Genomic DNA, 22,931 nt, shown 5'->3' on the forward strand with positions numbered 1-22,931 from the left:
AAAAATTGAATATAAAGTTTAATTTAACAATAAAAACCACCAAAAATTTATTTGACTTTTAGTGGTTTTATGTCCATTATTTTATAATATTATCAAAATCCCAGTTACATATTTTTTCATTAAAAACTTTATGCATATATTGACTTGATTCTTTCTCTAAAGGTAACCATTTATATTTATCATGTTCCTCTGACAAGGTTATTTCACCTTCTTTAATGGTACACAGATAAATTACTCCAACAATCTGATAGTCGTCAGATACAAAAGTCCATGTATCAAAAAGTTTGATAGGATTTACCTTAATCTTAAGTTCTTCTCTTATTTCTCTTTTCAAAGTTTCTTCTGGAGTTTCTCCAAATTCTAATCTTCCACCTGGCAATTCATATAAGTCATAATTTACATTCGATTTATGTACTGCTAAAAACTTACCCTCATTAACAATTAACGCTTTTGTAGCAAAATATATAGTTTTAGTTCTCATTTTAAGTCTCCCTTTTACCCTATTTTAATATGTGCATATACTCTTTAGCATCTTTACCTTCAACTAAAAAGCTTTGACCCTTTGAACAAAATACTGAGGTAGATGTATACTCAATGTCAGCATTTTTGTTATATCCTATTTTTTCAATTACCTCTTCTTCATTATGGCACACATCATAACCATCAAATATTAAGTTAAGCTTACCTTTCCCTTTTGTAATTGCAACAAATTCAATGTTATAGTTCATAAAAGTTGCTACTGGTCCTCTTCCTATTATTATCACTTTATCAAGGTTTATATCAGGAGCTTCAAAAGTACCATTTAACCTTTGTATATCTGATAATATTTTTCCCATATAATCTAAATGTATATCTATTTTAAATCTATAATAAGGCTCTAGTATTATATTTTTTGTACTTTCTAACCCTTGTCTTAATGCTCTTAAGGTAGCTTCTCTAAAATCTCCACCTTCTGTATGTTTATTGTTTGCTCTTCCAGTAAGTAAAGTTACCTTTATATCCGTTATAGGTGAACCTGTGAGTATTCCCCTATGTTCTTTTTCAAATATATGTACCTTTACTAAGTTTTGATTTCCTACTGTCATATCATCTGCATGACATTTATTCTCAAACTTTATTCCTTCATTTCTTTTTAAAGGTTCTAACTTTAAGTGAACTTCTGCATAATGTTTTAATGGTTCAAAGTGTCCATATCCTACTGTTTCTTCTACTATTGTTTCTTTATAAAGAATTTCACATGGCCCAAACTCAACCTTTAAATCAAATCTCTCTTCCAAAACTTGTTTCAATATTTCTAGTTGAATTTCTCCCATTATATGAAGTTGAATTTCTTGTAGTTTTTCATCCCAAACTATATTAAGAGATGGATCTTCTGCTTCTAAGATTTTAAACTTATTTAAAACTTCTTTAATGTTTAGTTTTTTATCAAATATAACTTTAGACTTTAATGTAGGAACCATTTCATAATCAGCATTATCTACTAAAGTCCCAATTCCCTGACCTGTTTTAAAACTACTAAGACCAGTTACTCCAAATATATCTCCAGCATGAACTTCATCAACAGTTTTAAACTTACTCCCATTATAAACTCTTATCTGACTTACTTTTTCATAACTTTCTCCATCCTTAGTTTTAAACTCGTCTCTTACCTTTAAAGTTCCACTTAAAACTTTTAAGAAAGTTACTCTACTACCTTGTTCATCATACTTAATCTTGTAAACTAGTGCGCTTAACTCTTCATCTTTGTCATACTCTGTATAAGTTAGTAAGTCAAACTTAGCTAAAAACTCTTCAACTCCTACATCTTGTAGTGCAGACCCAGTTAAACATGGATAAACTTTGTTTTCTTTTATAAGTTTCTTTAAAGAACTTAACCACAACTTCTCATCATACTCACCATCTAGATACTTTTCTAATAGGTTTTCATCTCTTTCTGCTACAAACTCTGCTAACTCTTCACTTATACTGTTATCTTCAAACTCTTTTGATATTAAAAGAACATCTTCTGTTAGATTAGTTTTGATTTCATTTAACACACTCTCAATATCTGCAGTTTCTCTATCCATTTTGTTTATAAAAAAGAAAACTGGTACCTTATTTTTTCTAAGAAGCTCCCAAACAGTTTCAGTATGAGCTTGTATTCCATCAACTCCGCTGATAATTAATATGGCATAATCCATAACCTTTATGGCTCTCTCCATTTCCTTGGAAATATCGATATGACCTGGAGTATCTATAAGATAATAGGTAGATTCATTGTAATTAAAAACAGCTTGATCTGAAAAAATTGTTATTCCTCTATCTTTTTCTATATTGTGGCTATCTAAAAAGGAGCTTTTATGATCAACTCTTCCTCTATTTTTTATGCTTTTTGAGTGAAAAAGTATCTGCTCAGAAAAAGTAGTCTTTCCAGCATCGACATGGGCTAATATTCCTATTGTTTTCTTCATGTATTCTTCTTCCTAACTTTCTTCTGTATTTAACGTTCTTACTTTTAGATAAGTATTATTCCCTTTTGTCCAATTTTTTAGATTTATTAATCTCTCTCCATTATCGCCGTGATCTTTACTATTATAGGCTCCAACTAATTTATCGCATGGTACTTTAGAACATTCTCCACAATGATTGTAGTTCTTATCAATTGAACATTCTGCAACTGAACAATTACCCCAAAATGGTTTTCCATTACATCTTTGACAACCTGGACAATTAGTTTTCTCTTTCCAATCACATACTCCACAGTATGTACCACATCTTCCTACTAAGTTTTTATCCATATTACAATCACCTTTTCCCTAACTCATAGTCTGATTTAAAAATGCAATAATACCAAATAATAACTTGTTTATTAAGTGCCTCCATAATTTCATCTACTTTAAATCTATACTTAAATCCACATTTTTCATTAACTCGTCTTGAGTTAGTATTATAGTCAAAGTGACCACACCATACTAAGTCTAACTCTAGTTCATTAAATCCATACTCAATAAGACACTTAACAGCTTCTGGAACAATTCCGCTTCCCCAGTACTTAGGATTAAGAACATATCCCACTTCTCTTTGACTTAAGTGCATTAAACTATCATCTGGCTTTCTATCATGAAGTCCAATTCCACCTATAACCTTATTTTCTTCTTTTAAAACAATAGCATAGTTTTCTCCACTTTCAATAAAGATTTTAATTATCTCTTTACTTTCTTCTTCACTTTTATGTGGTGCCCATCCAGCATTAGGTCCAACTAATGGACTTTTAGCATACTCATATAAATCTTTACTATCACTTTCTTTCCACTGTCTCAATATCAATCTATCGGTTTCTAAAGATTTCAATTTACTCCCTCCATGCTAAGTTTTAAATTCTTAATATAATTAAATAGCTTAGGTTGAATCACCGGATAAGTTAACTCCTTCGGCATTGCTTCAAAAAATTCAACTTGTGAAATCTCATAGTCAGGTAACTTACCTATTGTTTCAACTTCTGCATAAAATAGTTGTCCAAAAGTTTCACCATCATCTTTTTTTACAGAGTATATACATACTGGAACTATAGAGTATGTTTCAGCACCAGTTTCTTCAAATAGTTCTCTTCTTGCCGTAAACATAATATCTTCATTTTCTTCTCTATGCCCTCCAGGAATTTCCCAGGTTTCTCTATCTTTATGTTTTACAAATATCCATTTATCTTTATACCTTGCCATAATTACAGTAAACATAATCTTTTCATCTTTTATAGAATTAAGTTCATGAAAATTTACTTCCATCATATTACGCTCTCCCACATATTAATATAAAAAGTATATCATATATACCATTTTATAACAATTTAACAAATAAAAAAGCCATTGTTTGCTTAACAACAGCTTCTACATATATTAATATCCTACTTTTTCTTTATACCAATTAGGCTTAAAGCTTTTAAATCCATCATAAACATCATAAAGTTCTTCTGCATTTTTTATCATGTAATTAACTTCTTCTTCTCCAAAAGGAATAGCCCAATATATCGACCCTATTGCATTTGTAACCATATAAACAAGAAGCAATCTAAAAAATTCATCTGGAACATCATTATTAAAATAGCCATGTATCTGGCCTATCATAAAAGGAATACTAACTTGCCAAGTAAATATGCTCCTATTAAATTCCTCCCAAGGATCACCATAGTCACTTCTGTTAAAATCAATAACTCCAAGCTCTCCTTCTTCTGATATCACTAGATTACCTAAATGAAAATCTCCATGATGAAAGGTTTGTGGTCTATTTTTTAAATAGCATATACTTTGTTCAAGAATCTTTATGTATTTAAAATCCTCAGGTATCTTTATTGAGCAATTCTTATAACCTTCTATCTTTTTTCTTATTTTAAGCCCATACCGTAAAGCCCAATCTTCTACATCTTCATTAAAAGGAATAGAATGAATCTTACTTAAGATTTCCCCTGCTTTTACTCCAAGCTCATACTGAGATTTCTCACTAAAGCTATTAATTACATCTACACAGTCACTTCCTGAAACCCAGCTAAGAAGCATATATGAATTTTTACTTTCATTACAAACTCCAAATTCTATTGGTCTTTGCATATTTATCCCAGTAGTTTCAACCAACTTCATGAAATTAAACTCTTTAAGTTTATTCTCATAACTTGAATACTCAAACAGCTTAAGTAAAAACTTCTCTCCATTTTTATCCTCTATAAAAAACTTTTTATCTTCTGAAAAACCTTTTAAAACAGGTTCTACTTTTATCCAATCCTTGTACATAGGAATATCTTTTATAGCTCTTAACTCTTCCATCACTTCTCCTAGTTAAACTAAACTTTTAATATCATTCCATTTTCTATATCTTTAAACCCGTACTGATTGTATAATTTCCTTCCAATTTCAGTTGCATTTAACATTATAAATTGTGCATGATTAGTTTTTGATATCTCAATTAACTTCTCAAGTATTGTGCTACCTATCTTCATTCTCCTATATTCTTCTTTTACATACATACTTGTTATATATGCATTTTTCCCTGATATATTTGAAAGAGAAGGTACAGATTCATAAAAGAACACTATTCCAGTTCCAACAATACTATTTTCATCTTCTGCTAAAATAGTAACACATTCTTTAGTTAATATCTTACTTTCAAAGTACCCTTTAATATTTTCATATACTTTTTCAAAAGCTTCATGTGATTTGTCAAGACCTATAAACTCAGCTCTAAGGCTTACTAAACTATCTATATCGCTTTTCTCTGCTAACCTATAGTTAATCATATCTTACGCACCTATCTAAGTTTCTTTACAAAATTTATCCCATCTTTCCACTGTCCATTTATTTCTACTACATTTTTCACTCTATCTAAAAACTCAAACCCATTTTTTATTAATACTATTTGAGAACCTACATTGTCTACAGCTGTTCCAGCTTCTATCATATGTAGATTGTGTACTTTATACGCATATTCCAAAATAAGTTCTACTGCTTTTTTACCATATCCCTTACCTTGATATTTTTCAGCTATCCTATACCCGAGTTCAGCTTTATTGATATCTCCCCTTACTATAGATACAAGATTTATTCTCCCAATAAGGTTCTCAAACTCATCAAATATCAAATACATGTACACTGATTCATCTTTTTGCTCCTCAACTAGCTCCTTTTGTATCTTTCTAAAATTGTTTATATCATAATACTCATTTCCTCTTGATGGCAAAATTTTTCCAAAAAAGTCTCTGTTCTCAACTTCAAATTTATAAAGCTCATCTGTATGAGATTCTTCAAGTAATCTTAATTTAATATTCATGTTACCACCTCTAATTACTAATCAAATATTGTAAAAGAGTTAGGATCAATATATGCCTTATAACACATCTCAATCTGCTCTTTTGTATTTCTTCCAGTAGACAACTCTGGTAAGTCATCTACTTTAAAAAGTCCGCTTTCCTCTGTTTCTATGTTAGGGACAAATTCTCCCCCTATTAATTTGCAAAGTACAAATATCTTATAGATTCCATAAGGACTAACTTCATCGATATGTTTGCTTCTATCTAATACCGCAATCAATCTTTCTGCAATTACGTTTAAACCTGCCTCTTCTTTCACTTCTTTAACAGCATTTTCTTTAACTGATAAATTTGATTCAGCCCATCCTCCAGGCATAGACCAACGTCCATCAATGCTCTCCTTAACTAATAAGATCTCATTCCCAACAAAAATAGCTGCTCTTATATCAACTTTGGGAGTTTGATATCCAGTTTCATTACAAAACAATTCCTTAATCTTCTCACTGCTTGTTTCTGTATATTCCTCTAAGATCTCAACTGAAATATCCCTTATTTGATAAAATCTCTCTACATCATACTTATCCTTCGAATATTCTAATCCAGCTTGAGCTATAGACTGAAGTCTTTTAGCCCAATCAAGCCATCTTGGTTCCATAGGTATCCTCCTTTTAGTTATATCTCTTTAAAAATAATATTTACTAATATTATTTAAAATTGCCAATATCTAAATTATACTATATATTTACAGTTAGGTTATAGATTTGTTTATATTATATTAACTTTCTATTTTCTATATTGCTTTTGTAAATTTAATAGTATACAATTCATTTGTGCACTTTTAATAAATCTATAAATATCGATTAAATAAGGAGGATTATCATGTTACTTTACGCTATAATTTCTATTACTTCAGCGCTTATTTTTTATACCATTGGAGTATGGAGTGAAAAAATTCAAGGTGAGTTAAAGAAATGGCACTTAGTTGTTTTTTGGATAGGTCTATGTTTTGATACTCTTGGTACAACTCTCATGAGTAAAATAGCTGGAGATGGATTTCAACTTAATTTTCATGGAATCACAGGATTAATTGCAATTGTGTTAATGTTATTCCATGCTCTTTGGGCTACATTTGTATTAGTAAAAAATGATGTTAAAGCTAAAGTTAATTTTCATAAATTCAGTATAATTGTTTGGATAATTTGGTTAATACCTTTTATATCAGGAATGATTGTTGGAATGTCAAAATAGAGAAGTAGTGAAGAACTTTCTTCTTCACTACTTCTCAAAATACCCTACTATTTCTCTACCACTTCTCAAATTTCTCAACTACTACTTTTTCAAACCTATAAATAACGCATGTATAATGAAAATTTGTTCTATCTAATCTCTTATCCTCATTATAATAATCATACTATTTTATTACCTATTCCATCCCCTAGCTCACCTTTCTTTAATCATCATATCTTTAACTGCCCTAAATAAATACGATAAACCAAACCCTAAAAGTCCTCCTACTGACCCCCAAATAGCATTTTCAGTAATAACTCCAATGGCTACACCTAGTACAAAACACCCAACTATAAATCCGATTTCAGAGTCTTCTTTATCCTCTTCCGAACAGTCCTCATTTTCTGTTTCTTCATTTTTTGAATCACTTACCTTATCCCTAACTAAATCATCTAAAGTAATATCAAATAAATCACTTAACTTTATTAATTTATCTATCTCAGGATAATTTTGTCCAGACTCCCACTTTGATATAGACTGCCTAGAAACATCTAACACTTCTGCAAGTTGTTCTTGAGATATTCCTTTGTTTTTTCTTAAACTTTGTAATTTTTCTGCAAAACTCATATTATCACCTCAACTAAAGACTACCCCATTACAGTTTTTATCTCTATACATTTCACTTTACATCCTGTCAACTCTAGGTTGCAATTAACCTATTCCATTTTATAGAATGAATTTATTTATTAGATAAATAATTGCTACACTTAACAAAACTATTGCCGTGGAAAGTAATATTATTTTCACTATTCTATATTTAAATAGTTTTGATATAAAGTATGCTACACCTTCAAATACAATTTCAAAGAGAAACTCAAATATAAAATCTAACATTTCAAATCAGCTCCAGCCATCCTTCTTACTCTTTTATAAAACTATACCATATATTTGAATTAATAATAATTACTAACTTCTTAATTTTACTAAATATATAAGTCATAAGAATATTTTTCCTATATTTGTCCATAATTCAAATAATAATCAATGTAAGGATATGATAAATTAATGCAAAATAAATCTTTATCTAAAAATCTTCATACTAATTTACAAGTTATTAAAGACCTATTTAAAAATGACAGTACTCTAAAAATAAGAATATTTCAAAATGAATCTTTAGGATTTATAGAGGGATGTATCATTCATATAGATGGAATGGTGGACAACAAATTTGTAAGTGAAAATGTAATAAGCCCTTTTTTAAAATCAGATTTCTCAAATTACAGTGGTTCTGATATATTTAAAATATTTAAAAATCAAATTGTTACTTCAAATGAATTAGAAGAATGTAATAGTCTTGATTCTATAGTTGATTCCATTTTAGAAGGCGATACTATATTTCTATTAAATAATTCTAACTATGCTTTAATCATAGGTTCTAAAAATTTTCAAACAAGATCAGTAACAGAGCCAACCTCTGAAAAAGTTTTAAGAGGCCCAAGGGAGGGATTCACTGAGTGCCTTCTTACTAATATATCATTAATAAGAAGAAAGATTAAAAATCCAAATTTAAAGTTTCAATTTAGGGAAATTGGTGAAGAAACCAATACTAGAGTTTGCATATGTCACATAGAAGGAATAGCCTCAAGTAAAATTTTAAATGAACTCATAAAACGACTTGATTCTATATTAATTAATAGCGTGTTAGATTCTCAATATATCCAAGAAATCATAGATGACCTGCCATTATCGCCCTTTGAAACTATAAACAGCACTGAAAGACCTGATGCAGTTGCAGGAAAGTTACTTGAGGGAAGAATTGCTGTTTTTGTAGATGGTAGTCCTTTTGTTTTAACATTACCTTTTTTATTTATTGAATATTTTCAAGTTGATGAGGATTATTATAACAACTTTGTATTTATGTCTTTCAATAGATTGTTAAGAATTTTAGGTTTTATTCTATCCATAAGTATTCCTGCAATCTATTTATCTTTTGTAACTTACAATCAAGAAATGATACCTACTCCTTTATTAATAAGTATTTCTGCTGCAAGATTAGGGGTCCCTTTTCCAACTGTTGTTGAGTCTTTTATTATGCTTTTAGTTTTTGAAATTCTCAGAGAAGCTGGCGAAAGAATACCTAATAACATGGGTCAGGCAGTTAGCATAGTTGGGGGTCTTGTTCTTGGTCAAGCAGCTGTAGAAGCTAGAATAGTTAGCGCTCCTATGGTTATTGTTGTAGGATTAACCGGTATATGTGGACTTTTAAATATTAGAGTAAAAGGAGCTGCTATCTTTTTAAGATTCTTTTATTTAATATTAGCATCATTATTTGGCATGTATGGATATATAATTGGACTTATATCTACGCTTATATACTTAATGAGTATATATTCTTTTGGAGTTCCTTATATGACTAGGGTTGGTTCAATAAAATTTCAAAACATAAGAGATTCAGTTGTTAGAGCTCCCTGGTGGTATATGGGAGTAAAACAATATATTATTGGTTCAAAATTAAGTATGAAAAATAAAAGGAAAACAGGTTATGGCGATGAAGATAAATAAAAAAACCTATATTTTGTTGCTCTTTATTTTTATTTCTACTAACTTAAGTAGTTGCTGGAATTACAGAGAAATAAACGATATGTCCATAGTTTCTGGTGTTGCTATTGATAAAGGTGGTGCTGATGGAAAATATGAAGTTACAGTTGAACTAATTGACATACAACAAGGAAAGGACATAAATATGCACTCCAAATATATAACCTTTTCTGGTGATACCATGTTCGAAATTAGTAGAAACATGATATCTCTTATTGGGAAAAAATTATATTGGAGTCACTCAAAAAGCATAATTATAAGTGAAGATATCGCACGAGATGGCATTTCTGCAATACTTGATTGGTATAGTAGAGATGCTGAAACAAGAACAGATGCTTATATATTAGTCTCAAAAGAAAATACAGCTAAAGAAGTTTTAAAATCAAAACCAGTAACAGAAAATTATACATCTTTTGAATTATCAAAGCTTCTAAAAAACGAAGATACCTTATCCAATGTTCCTGTAGTAGACTTATGGGATATACTTGATACATTGGCTCAAGATGGTTTGAGCACATGGCTTCCAACAGTAAAAATCAATAAAAACAATGATGATAATATACTTCAAGTAGATGGTTCTGCAATTTTTTCTAAAGATAAACTTATAGGCTGTATTGATGAGAATTCTACAAAAAACATATTGTTTGCTAAAGATAAGGTTAAGGGAGGATTGCTGGTTTTAGATAAAGAAAGTGAATCTCCTGTTACTTTTGAGATATTCAAAAATAAAACTACAATAAAACCAAGTGTTGAGAAGGGAAATTTACAGTTTAATATATATACCGATACAACTGTAAGTTTGGATGAAATACAATCCGATTATGAATTTTATACTGAAGAGGGTAAAAGTGAATTGGAAAATGAATTATCTGATATGCTTCAGAAGTCTATCTATTCTTCAATAAAAAGAATTCAATCTGAATATGGTGCTGATATTTTAGGTTTTGGTGCAAAACTAAATGAAAATAATCCAGCTACTTGGAATGATGTAAAAGATGATTGGGATAAAACATTTAAAACGTTGACTATATCAGTTAATTCAAAAGTTAATATAAAAAATAGTGCAGTTACATCTAAACCAATAAAAGTAGGTGATTAAGTGTTAATAGTAATTTTTTCAGCTTATATACTGATATTTTTGAATGATCAAATTCCCCTTTATAAGCAAGGGCTTAAAAAAGACTTTTATCTTAGCACAGTTATATTAACCTTATCCTTAATTATATCGGTTTTAATAACCCTAAGAATAAAACTTCCTAGTCCATCTAGACCATTAGAACAACTAGTTAAATTAATTGTTGAAAGGATTTAATAATGAATAAAGAAACAATTTCTGATAGCCAAGGGTTTAGTATAGTAACCTTATTTTTCTTGGGGAGTATTGCAATATTAGGAACTGCTAGCGAGGCAAAAAATGACAGTTGGATTTCTATATTAATTGCTATTGTACTCTCTATTCCTGTAATATTTATTTATGCTAGAATTTTATCTCTTTTCCCAGGAAAAGATTTTTTTGATATATTAACTGTAGTGTTTGGCAAATGGATAGGAAACTTTTTTTGTATAATATACACTTGGTATTTTTTTCATTTGGGAACTTTAGTTTTACGTAACTTTGGAGACTTTATGAATACTCTTGCCTTTCCAGAGACTCCATCTATAGTTTCTATCCTGTTCATAAATGTATTATGTATATTAAGTGCCAAATACGGTATTGAAGTCCTTGGCAGAAGTTCTAAAGTTCTTTTAATCATATGTGTAATTGTATTGTTAATCATTCAAGCTTTATCCATCCCACAATCACATTTTAATTATATTAAACCCATCTTAGGTAATGGACTACTGCCTGTACTTAAAGGTGCTTTTTCAGCTTTCACCTTTCCATTTGCAGAATCTATAGTTTTTTTAGGAGTTTTTAGTTCTTTAAAGAAAAAAAATTCCTCTTACAAAATACTATTCTCTGCTTTATTAATAGGTGGTGTTATAATTTCTATAGTCCAGATAAGAAATATAGTTCTTATAGGTAATAACGTATTATCTTCACTATATTTCCCTTCTTATATTGCTGTAGGAAGAATTCATATAGGGGACTTTTTTGAGCGAATGGAAGTAACAGTATCTATTGTTTTAGTTGCTTCAATATTTGTTAAAATAAGTGTATGCTTAATAGCCACCTGTAAAGGGATAAGTAAAATTTTTAATACTAAAAGCTATAAATCCATAGTTATTCCAACCAGTTTATTAATGAGCTATTTTGCATATTTTATTTTTGATAGTACAATGGAAATGCTTAATTTTGCTACTGTAGTATATAAATTTTACGTAATTCCTTTTCAAATAATTATACCTATTATTACAATCATCTTTATTGAAATAAAACGTAAAAAAGGCATATTAAAAACAACTTAGTAACAAATAATCTCTATAACAAATTTGGTTATAGAGATTACTTTTAATTATCTGTAATTTTCAGCTCACTTATTACTATTTCTTCATTTGGGTTTGGTACAGGCAAGGTCTGAGCCCCTAGGGATTGGTTTGGACTTGGTACTGGCATGTCTTTTACTCTTCCGTCTGTATTATCTATAACTTCTGAAATGTTATTATCTTTTCCTTCTTCTTGAGTTTTGTAAGACTTATAAGTTATTCTTGATTTGATTTTAGATTCCTCATTAGTTGGTTTTAATATTAAAAAGGATAAGCAAAAAATCATAAACGTCATAACTAAATATCTTATTGCCCTTTTCACTAAAACCATCTCCTTTTATTTTTTTCTTTATATACATATTACATAATATATTTCTATATTCCTATTAAAATACATCATAAATTTTCTCTTCATTATTGACTTTATTAACTATAAGTAACTTAAGAGGAGATTTTTTATCACTCCTGTCATGTCCTAAAAAACATAATGTGTTATCGTCAATTTCTCCATAATAACTTCCAAACTCCATAGGACTATACTTTTCACTATACTTTGTATACACATTATAATCCCCTTCTTTAATACCTACATACCTATCTTCAAAATTTCTATTATCAATTAAATCCAATTTATCTTTTTCAATATCATATAAATATGTGTTTTTGTTTTTTATTTCAGCCCCACTATCAGCAGTGTTAAACATTATAATTTTTGAACCAGTTTCATCTACTCCATAAAAAGTGGTCTCTAACCCTTGGATATGATTCATATCTATATCTTTTATGTCTAAAGCTCTAGAGATTTCTTGTTTTTCTAAATCATAAACCATAATTCCAACAGCTCCACGAAGAATTGCTTTATCTTTAGAAACATAAATTAAATCTGTAAATGATCCTCCGTATTCACCTTTTTTAATCTCCTCTATAATTTCATCCATATTCTTGTTAATTTTTGCTGCTTCTTTATTCCTACACCCAGCAAACACACTAATAATTATAAAAATAACTATTAGTAAACTAAGATTTTTTTTATTCCTCATATCCCACCTACCTTTTATTAAAATATTACTCCTCAGTCATGATTTTCTATATATGAAATTTTCTTATTTTCATACATAAGCATGTCTATATGTTTAAAGAATTCATCTGCTTCCATTTTGGAATTACAGCTATAGATATCGTATCCTATAGAAAAGTTAAGGTTGTATGGTTTTAAATTACTTACATTAAAATTCTCAACATTTTTTCTGATTCTATTTACCACCTTATCAAGAGTTTGTCCATTATATATGTCAGTTATAATTACAAACTCATCTCCCCCAAACCTTGCTATAAAATCATCTGTATTTAAACTTCTTCTTATAATCTCAACTGAATCTTTTAATGCCTCATCTCCAATTTTATGTCCAAATCTATCGTTTATAGATTTAAATTCATTCAGATCCAATAGTATTGCTGAAAATGATTTGTTTTCAGTTGAATTCCTAATTCTTTCTCTTATGTACTCATCAAGTTGTCTTCTATTATATATTCCAGTTAAGTAATCAGTATTTATTCCTCTATTTTGTATGTTAAAATATATAATTAATAAAGATAACATCATTCCTACCCAATTTAAGGAGTATCCATAAAAAAGTACTTGGATAGTTGTCCCAATTGCCATTGGAATAAAATAGGCAATCATAGAAATATACTTACGTTTTTCAATATACTGCTTATGTTTAATTAAATACATTAAGGAATATATAAGAAGCCCATAACAATATGCTACATGTAAAACAAAATAAGGACCTCTATGATATATATTATTTTGATCAACATAAAAAAAGCTTCCAGTAAATAAGCTTACAATACATATCATTAAATTTAATAAGAAAAACACCATCAAAACCTTTTGTTTTTCTCTAACCTTAACATCACTAGAAAAAACATGATAACTAGTATAAAGAACACTTAAAGATGGTGGAATTGGTTCCAGCACATAAAGTAAAAAGTTAAACCCAGTATTCAAAGTTAAATTCATAGATCCTTTAAGTCCATTAAATTTCCAAGCAAAAGCATCTATAATTATCATCCCTATATTGGCTAAAATCATAGCTTTAAACAATTTATATTGCATTGAAATATTCTCTGAACTGCTTCTTATATTTAAGAATATAAACACTAAAATTATAAGAGATACTGTATTAGCATCCAATGTTTTTAAAGTCACCTTAACCGCCCCATATTAAATAATATTTTAATATTAAATATACCTTGTTTTTACATTAAAATCAATTACATAAGTTAATTGTATCACAACTACTACTTTTTGGTAATTTTTTTCAATCTTTTTTTATAAAATTTAAACCCCGAATACTAGTCAACTAGTATTCGGGGTTTTTTAAATACTTATTTAATATCTAAAAGCCAATTTTCTGCTTCAGATTTATCCATAAATACTCCTAAGGCCTTACCTTTATTACTTTCTAATATCATTTCTCTAAATCTATCATTTACTCTATCCTCATTGTTTAAAACAATGACCATTTTTATACGATAATTTATAAATTTCTGAAGTATCATTCCAGCTAATTTTGTTCTTAAATTAAAAAAATCGTCTGATAATATTTCCTCATGTAGTAATACGTTATATACATCCGCTTCCCAGCAACTAGATATAATATCTAAGCTGTCTTGTTCAGATTTAATTTGCTCGTTAGAAGCTCCATTAAATTCTAAGTATTTTTTATTTAATTTCTCAACTACATTGTATTTCATTTAAATTCTCTCCATCCTTTTATGTATTTTCAGTAAGAAGTGCTATTGTACTTAACATTTCCTGAGTAAAATCTATACTACCCCATAGAACCACTTTAAGTTTTCTGTCTTCAGTATAATATTTGGCATTAATTGCAGCTTTTCCAATCTTAGAGTCTCTACTATTTGTAATAGCAACTAATGTATTTGATATTCTCATATATTCATCTGGAGATATGTTATTAATATCAACTACTGTAGATACATTTATATTATGTTCCGAAACTTCACCACTTGAAGTGAATTCAAATTCATTCTCTTCCTTTTTATCTTCTTTACTAACAGAAAAATCATTTTTCTCCATGAATGTACTTAAATCATGTCCTGATATTCTCCATTGCTTTCCTACTTTACGAGCTCCGAGTTTTCCCTCATTTATAAACTTTCTTATAGTTTTATGGTGCATACCTAATAAATCTGCTATTTGGTCAATAGTATAAAACTTTTCTTCCAACTTAATACCTTCTTTCAAAGTTACTCTATATTTAGATATTAATGATTTTATTGCTATTTGTCAAGTTTTTGTTGTATTTTGTTACTATTTTTTATCCTTTATACCCAAAATACCATAGTATTTTTTCAAATACTATGGTACCTCTTTAACTATTTTACTTTTCTATAAATTTAGTCAGTTCTTTATTAAATCTGTCCTTCTCATCATAGAAGACCGCATGTCCACTATATTCAAATGGTATCAATTTAGAGTTTTTAATAGCTTTCTTTTGTGCTTCTCCTAATTCAAAGAAACAAACTTTATCATGAATACCATGAAGAATTACTGTTGGAACTTTAATTTTCTTAAGGTCAGAAAATAACTCCTCCTCTCCTAGCCAAGTTTTTGCAACCATTGCTGTTCCCCATCCTGATGCTTCTAATCCTATGTTAAAAAACCATTCTGACATTCCTTGGCTTATATATTGAAAGAAAAATAAGTCTCCAAATCCTTTTAGCATCTTTGGTCTATCAGTATATGTTCCGTCGATAATATTATCTACTACTTCCTTTTTTTGTCCATATGGAAAGTTGTCTCTTTGTATAAGACTTGGTGCAGCTGCTGCAACTAAAGCTAATTTTGATACTCCATATCCATCATGTCTAGCCATATATCTAACTGCAATAGCTCCTCCAGTTGAATGTCCTAAAAGTGTTATATCCTTTAATTCAAGAGCATCAATTACACAGCGAACATCATCAGCTAAACGATCATAATCATATCCACTCCACGGTCTATCTGAATTACCAAATCCTCTAGTATCTATTCCTATACATCTATATCCCATCTTTGGTAGTTCATCAAACTGATACTCAAATAACTTAGTGCTTCCTGGCCAACCATGTAAAAACAATATAGTTCTTTTCCCTTCTGGATTAAGATCCTCTACATATATTTTCACATTTTTTTCAACTCTAACGTAGTATCCCACTAAAATGCCTCCATATATATTTTTTCACTATATTTTATTCATTATCATATAAATAAGTGAGTTATTTTTTAGATTTTGGACAACTTGCTAATTATCTATTATAATGTAGAAAATGGTTGAAATATGTTTTGATATGAACACTTGAGGAGGTAACAAAGTGAATTTTTTAAAGAAACTATTACTTCATAGGATTACTTTTGTATTTGTCTCTATTTTAGTTCAAATTGTTGTCTTGGTATGGGCTGTATTTAAGTTAGATGAATACTTTGTTTATTTTTATGGAATAAGTGTATTCATAAGTATGTTATCCGTATTAGCAATTACCAACAGTAATAGTAATCCAGCTTATAAAATTGCATGGATAATTCCTATATTATCTCTTCCTGTTTTGGGTGGTCTATTTTATGTGTTTTTTGGAGGAAGCAAGCTAAACAGACGAACAAGGAAAAAAATGAAATATATAGCTCTTAAATCCTCTGAGGCTCTATCCTCAAAGGATGATATCTTAGCTGATATTAAGGATAAAAATCCTATTGCAGGAATACAATCTACATACATAAAAGATTACGCTTTTTGTCCACCTTATGATAATACTTATGTGGAATATTTTCCTCTTGGGGAAGATGTCTATAAAGTCCTCATTGAAGAACTAAAAAAGGCAAAACATTATATTTTCCTAGAATATTTCATTATAACTGAAGGATTTATGTGGAACAGCATTTTAGATATACTTATAGAAAAAGCTAAAGAGGGAATAGATGTTAGAGTAATGTATGATGATGTTGGCTGTCTTTTAACTCTTCCAGAAGGGTATGACAAAAAATTAGAGAAGCTTGGGATAAAATGCTCAGTTTTTAACCCTTTAAAACCTTTTATATCTTTTAGATTAAATAATAGAAATCATAGAAAAATCGCTGTTATTGATGGGATTACAGGTTTTACAGGGGGCTTTAATTTAGCTGATGAGTACATAAATGAATATGAAAAATACGGACATTGGAAAGATACTGCTATAATGCTTAAGGGTGACGGTGTCTGGAGCCTTACTGTAATGTTTTTAACTATATGGGATTTTCAAAAAGGAATTGATGAAGATTTCAGTAAATTTAAGAACCCATTAATTTCAGAGCTAATATTTAATAAAAATGAATATGTCCAACCTTTTACTGATAGCCCCTTAGATGAAGAGCCTGTGGGAGAAATTGTTTATCTTAATTTGATTAACAAGGCAAAAAAATATGTGTACATAACTACCCCTTATTTAATTATTGGTAATGAAATGGTTACAGCTTTAACTTCAGCTGCAAAGGGAGGAATTGATGTTAGAATAATAACACCACATATTCCAGATAAAAGAACAGTTCATGAAGTAAGCAGATCATATTATAAAACCTTAATTAATAGCGGAGTAAAAATCTATGAATATCTTCCTGGTTTTATTCACTCAAAGTCTTATATTGTTGATGATGAATATGCAGTAGTTGGAACTATTAATATGGATTATAGAAGTCTGTATTTGCACTTTGAATGTGGTGTTTGGATGTATAACTGTTTAAGTATCAAAGATATATATTCAGACTTTATGGCAACATTGGAAAGATGTAAACAAATAACTCTTGAAGAAACAAACAATATAAAATGGTATAGAGCAGTTCTTCGTTTGATACTTCGTATATTCTCCCCAATTATGTAATAAAGGCGATACAAGAATATTTTTTAATCATTCTTGTACCGCCTATTTTAAGCCTTTTTACAATATATATCATACCTATTTAGCTATCCCATCTAAATTAAAGCCTTCCATTTCATGTTCAAATAAAGGCTTACTGTAATAATAACCTTGAATGACATTGCATCCAAGCTCATTAAGTATATCCAATTGTTTTTTCTCTTCTACTCCCTCTGCTACTATTCTGTACTCAAGTGATTTGCATAAATCAATAATACATTTTACTACAGCCTTATACTTATTAATATGTATGTTATCAATAAAAGACTTGTCTATTTTAAGTGTGTTTATAGGAAGTGCCGTAAGATAAGTTAATGAAGAATATCCTTTTCCAAAATCATCTACAGCTATCTTAATACCTCTTTTAATAATCTCATTTAAAATTTCAATTTTATTATTATGAAGATCTATAAGCATTCCTTCTGTAATTTCTATCTCGATTAAAGAAGGAGACGTATTATTTTTCTGACATATATCTATAAGTTTATCTATAAAATCTTTATTGAGCTGCATAGGAGATATATTTATAGATATATTCTCGAAGTTATAACCTGACTTATTTAATAAATTTATCTGTTTACATACATTATCAATTACCCACTCACCTATTTCTACAATACTTCCTGAAGACTCTGCTATAGGGATAAACTCACTTGGGGCAATTAACCCAAGCTCCTTGCTCTTCCATCTTAATAAAGCTTCAAAACCCGTAGTTTTATTATTGAAACTATTAACTTGAGGCTGATACATTATATATAATTCATCATTACTTATAGCACTTTTAAGTTCTTGCTCTATTAGAAATTTTCTATCATATTTATTTGACATTGATTTTTCAAAAAATGTTATGAAATTTTTTCCCTTCATTTTGGATTGAGCCAAAGCTAAGTCTGAATACCTGTATAATTCTAGCATGCTGGTCCCATCCTTTGGAAATAATGATATTCCAAAACTTACAGTTATGTATAAATCTTTTTCCTTAATCTTTAAAGGTAACTTTAATCTTTCTAATATTCTTTTACACAACTTATTTATTTCTTCAACTTCATGGAAGTTTTCTACTAATATTATAAATTCATCTGCACTCAAACGGTGAATTTTGCCACTACCGTAAATAGACTCACACAATATTCTAGAAACTTCTTTTAGGACCAAATCTCCATAGCTAGGTCCATATATATCATTTATCAATTTGAAATCATTTATATCCATATAAATAATAGATCCTTTTTGATTTTTAAGCTTCCATCTATTTAAATATAATTTAAAATTCTCTTTAAATAATGCTCTATTTGGAAGTTTTGTCAAAGAATCATAATAATATAGATATTCAATATCATCTTTTAATTTTTTCTTATCAGTTATATCTTCTATATACCCTGCTAGTAACTTTATCTTGTTTTCATGGTTTTTAATTAAATCTCCTTCAATTAAAATCCATATTTCTTCACCATTTTCATTTTGAATTTTAAATTCTTTTTTATATAAATCACTAGCTCCATCTAGCAATGATTCTAGTTCATTTATAGGGTCCATTTTATTTTCTTCCACTTTTATTTTATTAATGAAATCAAATAAACTCTTAGTGTTTTCTAACTTTTTTTGTACTATATTCTCAAGGTTTTTTGAAAAGTAAAATTTGTCTTTCTCTATATCCCATTCCCATACTGCTATTCGTCCTTTATTTAACCCTTTTAAATATCTTTCTTCGACTTTTTTATAACAAAGTTTCATAATCTTCACTCCACATGAAATTACTCTATTTTACTTTCCTGGAGATAGTCTACTATAAGTTTATCCATCTTTTCGCTTATCTCTTGAAGAATATCTCTATCTGATTTATTTAAGAAATTAATATTTATAATTAACTTATTTAAAATCTCCCTCATAACCTCAATTTCTTCCTTTTTCCCCATGATTCACCCCCAAGAACATCCCTTACTATTGTATGTATTTTGTCTTTTAAACAAAATACATATTTTGTGCATTTATTTATGACCAAATACTAATTAAGTCTCTATAAAGCTATAAAGATTTATGGATATTTTTAAATTAATTATATATATATCGGTAAATCATTTCATAATACCCCAAAATAATACAATATTTTATTAATATTTGGCTTTATATGAATATTATGTTATAATGATTATGTACAAAATATGTATTTTGTAGATATTTAGTATTTATATACTATTATTATATTTATTGTAATTATTTTTAACAAAAATTTAATTTTGACCAAATAAAAAGGAGTAAACTTGCGTTCACTCCCTTTATATATTACTCCATTAATTCAACACGAGAATATATTTTGTTCTTCAGTATTCTTTTGCCTATTCTAGCCTTTTCATCTGTTTTTATATTATTCTTAGCTGAAAATTCTGCTTCCACTTGTTTTATTCCATAAGAAGATTTTTTTTCAGCTATTTCTTTAATCTTCTTTAGAATATCTATGCGGTCTTTTTCCATATTAATCACTCCTCATGTTGACTAGTAAAAAGCTCCATTTTTAGAACCTCTATTTCTAATTTTTGTTCTAAGTAACTTATTACTTCAATAATAATTATATGCTCCTTATCTATCAATAAATTTCCTTTTAAAACAAAAATTATATTCTCATTGAGATATTTGGTATTAAGTTTTGCAAATATATATTTACTTTTCCTAAACTCTTGAGGTTTACAAAAACCAAATAAATTAATAGAATACATTATAGAACTTAGTGATTCTAATGTAAGCTTAATGTCCTTCTGCATTCTGCTAATGTCCTCTTCACTATCATAATATGTATATATTTTGATTTGTTTTCTAATTTTTGCATATTCTTTTATTACACTTTCATATAATTCATTTATATCAACATCTAATCCATTTTCTAAGCGAGTATCAATGTACTTTAGTACTTTAATCTTGCTATTAAGCACAGCATATAGAGTATCTATTTCATTTTCTTGAAGCATTTCAACATATTTAACACTTTTTATCTCATCCAAAGTAAATTCTGTATTTTTTAATTTTATATTTATTAAAGTTCTACAGGATATAAAAACAAAGTCCCATATCACAGCTAATAAAGACATAACTGCCAAGAAAAATACAAAATTAAATCTATACTGTGGTGACCAGCTAACTTCTATAATAGTAAACTCTTTAATATTTTCATAAAAAGAAATTGAAAATAAGGAAGTCCATATAAGAACTACTACATAGTATCCTCTTCTAGTAAGCTTCATGTCCTCCTCAAACCCTTGCTTAAAATGAGCCAAAAACATATATATAATGAAAAAAACTATGGGAATAAAAATAAATAATAAAAGTTTTATATCCATAATGACCTCAACATAAATTTTTATATTAATTTCTATTCCTTTATAAATGAATTTAGTACTAAACCTAATAAACTTAAGATTTGCTATTCAAACTATCTCTTTTATCTCTAAAAATAGTTAATAAATATATTATTATTACAGGAGAAACTAATAAGGCAGTACATGCTATTCCTATACTTACTGATATATTAGTGGCTATGATTCCAATGATTGGCCCTCCTATTATTTGACCTAAAGCATTAACCTGACTATTAGTAGAAATCACCGTAGCTCTTGCCTTTTCATCTATGTGGTTATTTAACCATGCACTAAATATGGGTTCATTTATAGTTCTAAACATGTTTGTAAGTAAATATCCCATAAGCATTATTGTAAAATCTTTAGTAAGAGCAAATATAAGCATAAATATAATGTAAAATATATTCGTACCTATTAATACTACAGCACTATTAATTTTTTCTTCCCTCTCTAGTCTCTTTACTATAAGTTGCATAACCCCAGCATTTAATAACATTCCACTTATACCAAAAATTCCAAACCAAGTTACTGAACTTAGATTCCAAATACTAGGCAATATGGTATCTTGTAAAAAATGAGCTGTGTAAAGCCTATCATATCCTTCACTAGCTAGTCCATAGAATAAAGTTGCTGATAAAAGAAGCATTATTATTGGTTTACTTTTTATAAACTTTACGCTAGATCTAAAAGTATAACCCATCTTTCTAAATGTATTTAACTCATCTGGCGCAGATTGAGTAAAATTTCCCTCTTTCATATAAATCCATAAAAATATAGAAAATATTATAAATATAGCGCCTCCTAAAGCAATAGGAATTCTCACAGAAAAATTGCCTAAAATTGTACTGAAAACTATTCCTACAACTGAGCCAATCTGTCCTGCTTGCGCACCTTTTATATAAACCCTATTTAAATCTTCTCCCTTACTTTCTTCTGCTATCCATGCATCAATTGATCCACTAATAAATGTATGCCCTATTCCCCATACTATTTGAGATATGATAATAATTATGAATTTAGGTATTGAGGCTTCTATCATAAATCCAAGTCCTATTAAAGTGGTACCTATTATTATGGATAACTTACGGCTATAAACATCTGAAACTATTCCTGTTGGAATTTCAAATATGAAGCAAGCAGCTTCTAAAGTTGTGCCAACAAGTATAAGTTGAAGGGGATTTAAGTGTACTTTCTCTATATGATAAACCATAGACACTGTAAAAACAGAAGAAAAGCACATTGCTGTTATTGCTGAAAATAATAAATATATTTTATATGAAGAAATTTTATTAGTCATAATTAATCACCATCCTTAAAAAAGGTCGTAAATGAACTATTCATTTACGACCTTATAATTGCATTATTTATAAACATGAAAATCTAAAGTAGTCTAAATTTATATAGACTAAGATCCAATATCACATATAAACGAAGTAAAAATAGGTATAAAAAAGCACCCTGTTTAGAACACGGCCTTCTCCCACTTTTACTAATAAGGTATAACATGCTCATTTAATATTGATTATTTTATGATACACAAACAGACCTTGAATAAAATCAAGATTCTTTTAAATATATCACTAGTAATCTTTATTCAGTTAGTT

At 28.6% G+C, this 22,931-nt stretch carries 26 protein-coding genes; 5 read left to right on the top strand and 21 right to left on the bottom strand.

Going from position 1 to position 22,931, the window contains the following annotated elements; all coding sequences use genetic code 11:
• Window positions 1-76: 76 nt before the first annotated feature.
• From P8F83_RS10510 to P8F83_RS10550, 9 genes are all read right to left on the bottom strand, one after another.
• Window positions 77-481, bottom strand: coding sequence for an NUDIX hydrolase (locus tag P8F83_RS10510; protein WP_326514556.1), 405 nt, complete (start codon window positions 479-481; stop codon window positions 77-79).
• Between the two features lie 19 nt (window positions 482-500).
• Complete coding sequence (locus P8F83_RS10515) at window positions 501-2,450, bottom strand: translation factor GTPase family protein (protein ID WP_326514557.1); 1,950 nt, start codon at window positions 2,448-2,450, stop codon at window positions 501-503.
• Window positions 2,451-2,462: 12 nt separating this feature from the next.
• Window positions 2,463-2,777: a DUF3795 domain-containing protein gene (locus tag P8F83_RS10520; protein ID WP_326514558.1), complete on the bottom strand. Its 315-nt coding sequence runs from the start codon at window positions 2,775-2,777 to the stop codon at window positions 2,463-2,465.
• A 7-nt stretch (window positions 2,778-2,784) separates the two neighbouring features.
• Window positions 2,785-3,330 (bottom strand): GNAT family N-acetyltransferase, encoded by a 546-nt coding sequence (locus tag P8F83_RS10525; RefSeq protein ID WP_326514559.1) that lies wholly within the window; start codon window positions 3,328-3,330, stop codon window positions 2,785-2,787.
• On the bottom strand, window positions 3,327-3,764 hold the full coding sequence (locus tag P8F83_RS10530; protein WP_326514560.1) for an NUDIX hydrolase: 438 nt from the start codon (window positions 3,762-3,764) through the stop codon (window positions 3,327-3,329). Before P8F83_RS10530 ends, P8F83_RS10525 begins: the two co-directional genes overlap by 4 nt.
• Window positions 3,765-3,872: 108 nt before the next feature.
• Window positions 3,873-4,793 (bottom strand): aminoglycoside phosphotransferase family protein, encoded by a 921-nt coding sequence (locus tag P8F83_RS10535; RefSeq protein ID WP_326514561.1) that lies wholly within the window; start codon window positions 4,791-4,793, stop codon window positions 3,873-3,875.
• 17 nt (window positions 4,794-4,810) lie between these two features.
• Window positions 4,811-5,263, bottom strand: a complete 453-nt coding sequence (locus P8F83_RS10540; RefSeq protein WP_326514562.1) for a GNAT family N-acetyltransferase — start codon at window positions 5,261-5,263, stop codon at window positions 4,811-4,813.
• Window positions 5,264-5,274: 11 nt separating this feature from the next.
• Window positions 5,275-5,793: a GNAT family N-acetyltransferase gene (locus P8F83_RS10545; protein WP_326514563.1), complete on the bottom strand. Its 519-nt coding sequence runs from the start codon at window positions 5,791-5,793 to the stop codon at window positions 5,275-5,277.
• Window positions 5,794-5,810: 17 nt separating this feature from the next.
• Window positions 5,811-6,428 carry an NUDIX hydrolase gene (locus P8F83_RS10550; RefSeq protein WP_326514564.1) on the bottom strand — a complete coding sequence of 206 codons (618 nt, stop codon included), beginning with the start codon at window positions 6,426-6,428 and terminating at the stop codon, window positions 5,811-5,813.
• 224 nt (window positions 6,429-6,652) lie between these two features.
• Here P8F83_RS10550 and P8F83_RS10555 point away from each other — a divergent pair, with 224 nt between their 5' ends.
• Window positions 6,653-7,021 (top strand): HsmA family protein, encoded by a 369-nt coding sequence (locus tag P8F83_RS10555; RefSeq protein ID WP_326514565.1) that lies wholly within the window; start codon window positions 6,653-6,655, stop codon window positions 7,019-7,021.
• Between the two features lie 192 nt (window positions 7,022-7,213).
• Here P8F83_RS10555 and P8F83_RS10560 read toward each other — a convergent pair whose 3' ends face one another.
• The gene (locus tag P8F83_RS10560) at window positions 7,214-7,627 is read right to left on the bottom strand and encodes a helix-turn-helix domain-containing protein (RefSeq protein WP_326514566.1); all 414 of its coding nucleotides are present in this window, start codon (window positions 7,625-7,627) and stop codon (window positions 7,214-7,216) included.
• A gap of 438 nt (window positions 7,628-8,065) precedes the next feature.
• Between P8F83_RS10560 and P8F83_RS10565 the strand changes: the two genes are divergently transcribed.
• From P8F83_RS10565 to P8F83_RS10575, 3 genes are all read left to right on the top strand, one after another.
• Window positions 8,066-9,562: a spore germination protein gene (locus P8F83_RS10565; RefSeq protein ID WP_326514567.1), complete on the top strand. Its 1,497-nt coding sequence runs from the start codon at window positions 8,066-8,068 to the stop codon at window positions 9,560-9,562.
• A complete protein-coding gene (locus P8F83_RS10570; RefSeq protein ID WP_326514568.1) occupies window positions 9,543-10,697 on the top strand; it encodes a Ger(x)C family spore germination protein in 1,155 nt (384 codons plus the stop codon). The genes P8F83_RS10565 and P8F83_RS10570 overlap by 20 nt, the downstream gene beginning before the upstream one ends.
• A gap of 215 nt (window positions 10,698-10,912) precedes the next feature.
• Complete coding sequence (locus P8F83_RS10575; RefSeq protein WP_326514569.1) at window positions 10,913-12,007, top strand: GerAB/ArcD/ProY family transporter; 1,095 nt, start codon at window positions 10,913-10,915, stop codon at window positions 12,005-12,007.
• A 43-nt stretch (window positions 12,008-12,050) separates the two neighbouring features.
• Here P8F83_RS10575 and P8F83_RS10580 read toward each other — a convergent pair whose 3' ends face one another.
• The 6 genes from P8F83_RS10580 to P8F83_RS10605 all read right to left on the bottom strand — a co-directional run bounded on the left by P8F83_RS10580 (window position 12,051) and on the right by P8F83_RS10605 (window position 16,248).
• Window positions 12,051-12,347, bottom strand: coding sequence for a hypothetical protein (locus P8F83_RS10580; RefSeq protein ID WP_326514570.1), 297 nt, complete (start codon window positions 12,345-12,347; stop codon window positions 12,051-12,053).
• Window positions 12,348-12,411: 64 nt separating this feature from the next.
• Entirely contained in the window at window positions 12,412-13,065 is a 654-nt protein-coding gene (locus P8F83_RS10585) for a hypothetical protein (protein WP_326514571.1), read from the bottom strand.
• Window positions 13,066-13,097: 32 nt separating this feature from the next.
• Window positions 13,098-14,237: a GGDEF domain-containing protein gene (locus tag P8F83_RS10590; protein ID WP_326514572.1), complete on the bottom strand. Its 1,140-nt coding sequence runs from the start codon at window positions 14,235-14,237 to the stop codon at window positions 13,098-13,100.
• A 179-nt stretch (window positions 14,238-14,416) separates the two neighbouring features.
• Window positions 14,417-14,785 carry a DUF4180 domain-containing protein gene (locus P8F83_RS10595; RefSeq protein ID WP_326514573.1) on the bottom strand — a complete coding sequence of 123 codons (369 nt, stop codon included), beginning with the start codon at window positions 14,783-14,785 and terminating at the stop codon, window positions 14,417-14,419.
• 19 nt (window positions 14,786-14,804) lie between these two features.
• Window positions 14,805-15,278: a helix-turn-helix domain-containing protein gene (locus tag P8F83_RS10600; RefSeq protein WP_238902435.1), complete on the bottom strand. Its 474-nt coding sequence runs from the start codon at window positions 15,276-15,278 to the stop codon at window positions 14,805-14,807.
• 154 nt (window positions 15,279-15,432) lie between these two features.
• A complete protein-coding gene (locus P8F83_RS10605; protein WP_073022445.1) occupies window positions 15,433-16,248 on the bottom strand; it encodes an alpha/beta fold hydrolase in 816 nt (271 codons plus the stop codon).
• A gap of 157 nt (window positions 16,249-16,405) precedes the next feature.
• Between P8F83_RS10605 and cls the strand changes: the two genes are divergently transcribed.
• Window positions 16,406-17,941, top strand: a complete 1,536-nt coding sequence (gene cls, locus P8F83_RS10610) for a cardiolipin synthase (RefSeq protein WP_326514574.1) — start codon at window positions 16,406-16,408, stop codon at window positions 17,939-17,941.
• A gap of 75 nt (window positions 17,942-18,016) precedes the next feature.
• Here the strand turns inward: cls and P8F83_RS10615 are convergent, their stop codons facing one another.
• The 5 genes from P8F83_RS10615 to P8F83_RS10635 form a co-directional block, all read right to left on the bottom strand.
• Complete coding sequence (locus tag P8F83_RS10615) at window positions 18,017-19,711, bottom strand: sensor domain-containing protein (RefSeq protein WP_326514575.1); 1,695 nt, start codon at window positions 19,709-19,711, stop codon at window positions 18,017-18,019.
• A gap of 20 nt (window positions 19,712-19,731) precedes the next feature.
• Window positions 19,732-19,893, bottom strand: a complete 162-nt coding sequence (locus tag P8F83_RS10620; RefSeq protein ID WP_156337821.1) for a hypothetical protein — start codon at window positions 19,891-19,893, stop codon at window positions 19,732-19,734.
• Window positions 19,894-20,260: 367 nt separating this feature from the next.
• Window positions 20,261-20,449: a hypothetical protein gene (locus P8F83_RS10625; RefSeq protein WP_021801192.1), complete on the bottom strand. Its 189-nt coding sequence runs from the start codon at window positions 20,447-20,449 to the stop codon at window positions 20,261-20,263.
• A 5-nt stretch (window positions 20,450-20,454) separates the two neighbouring features.
• Window positions 20,455-21,213 carry a hypothetical protein gene (locus P8F83_RS10630; protein ID WP_326514576.1) on the bottom strand — a complete coding sequence of 253 codons (759 nt, stop codon included), beginning with the start codon at window positions 21,211-21,213 and terminating at the stop codon, window positions 20,455-20,457.
• 169 nt (window positions 21,214-21,382) lie between these two features.
• On the bottom strand, window positions 21,383-22,624 hold the full coding sequence (locus P8F83_RS10635; protein WP_326514577.1) for an MFS transporter: 1,242 nt from the start codon (window positions 22,622-22,624) through the stop codon (window positions 21,383-21,385).
• Window positions 22,625-22,931 lie beyond the last annotated feature (307 nt).

It is taken from the genome of Clostridium intestinale, assembly GCF_035905475.1.
Taxonomy (GTDB): Bacteria; Bacillota; Clostridia; order Clostridiales; family Clostridiaceae; genus Clostridium_T; species Clostridium_T intestinale.

Coding starts and splice junctions, on each gene's coding strand:
- P8F83_RS10510 (WP_326514556.1), bottom strand. CDS start 481: ATGAGAACTAAAACTATATATTTTGCTACAAAAGCGTTAATTGTTAAT.
- P8F83_RS10515 (WP_326514557.1), bottom strand. CDS start 2,450: ATGAAGAAAACAATAGGAATATTAGCCCATGTCGATGCTGGAAAGACT.
- P8F83_RS10520 (WP_326514558.1), bottom strand. CDS start 2,777: ATGGATAAAAACTTAGTAGGAAGATGTGGTACATACTGTGGAGTATGT.
- P8F83_RS10530 (WP_326514560.1), bottom strand. CDS start 3,764: ATGATGGAAGTAAATTTTCATGAACTTAATTCTATAAAAGATGAAAAG.
- P8F83_RS10535 (WP_326514561.1), bottom strand. CDS start 4,793: ATGGAAGAGTTAAGAGCTATAAAAGATATTCCTATGTACAAGGATTGG.
- P8F83_RS10540 (WP_326514562.1), bottom strand. CDS start 5,263: ATGATTAACTATAGGTTAGCAGAGAAAAGCGATATAGATAGTTTAGTA.
- P8F83_RS10545 (WP_326514563.1), bottom strand. CDS start 5,793: ATGAATATTAAATTAAGATTACTTGAAGAATCTCATACAGATGAGCTT.
- P8F83_RS10550 (WP_326514564.1), bottom strand. CDS start 6,428: ATGGAACCAAGATGGCTTGATTGGGCTAAAAGACTTCAGTCTATAGCT.
- P8F83_RS10555 (WP_326514565.1), top strand. CDS start 6,653: ATGTTACTTTACGCTATAATTTCTATTACTTCAGCGCTTATTTTTTAT.
- P8F83_RS10560 (WP_326514566.1), bottom strand. CDS start 7,627: ATGAGTTTTGCAGAAAAATTACAAAGTTTAAGAAAAAACAAAGGAATA.
- P8F83_RS10565 (WP_326514567.1), top strand. CDS start 8,066: ATGCAAAATAAATCTTTATCTAAAAATCTTCATACTAATTTACAAGTT.
- P8F83_RS10570 (WP_326514568.1), top strand. CDS start 9,543: ATGGCGATGAAGATAAATAAAAAAACCTATATTTTGTTGCTCTTTATT.
- P8F83_RS10575 (WP_326514569.1), top strand. CDS start 10,913: ATGAATAAAGAAACAATTTCTGATAGCCAAGGGTTTAGTATAGTAACC.
- P8F83_RS10585 (WP_326514571.1), bottom strand. CDS start 13,065: ATGAGGAATAAAAAAAATCTTAGTTTACTAATAGTTATTTTTATAATT.
- P8F83_RS10595 (WP_326514573.1), bottom strand. CDS start 14,785: ATGAAATACAATGTAGTTGAGAAATTAAATAAAAAATACTTAGAATTT.
- P8F83_RS10615 (WP_326514575.1), bottom strand. CDS start 19,711: ATGAAACTTTGTTATAAAAAAGTCGAAGAAAGATATTTAAAAGGGTTA.
- P8F83_RS10620 (WP_156337821.1), bottom strand. CDS start 19,893: ATGGGGAAAAAGGAAGAAATTGAGGTTATGAGGGAGATTTTAAATAAG.
- P8F83_RS10625 (WP_021801192.1), bottom strand. CDS start 20,449: ATGGAAAAAGACCGCATAGATATTCTAAAGAAGATTAAAGAAATAGCT.
- P8F83_RS10630 (WP_326514576.1), bottom strand. CDS start 21,213: ATGAAGCTTACTAGAAGAGGATACTATGTAGTAGTTCTTATATGGACT.
- P8F83_RS10635 (WP_326514577.1), bottom strand. CDS start 22,624: ATGACTAATAAAATTTCTTCATATAAAATATATTTATTATTTTCAGCA.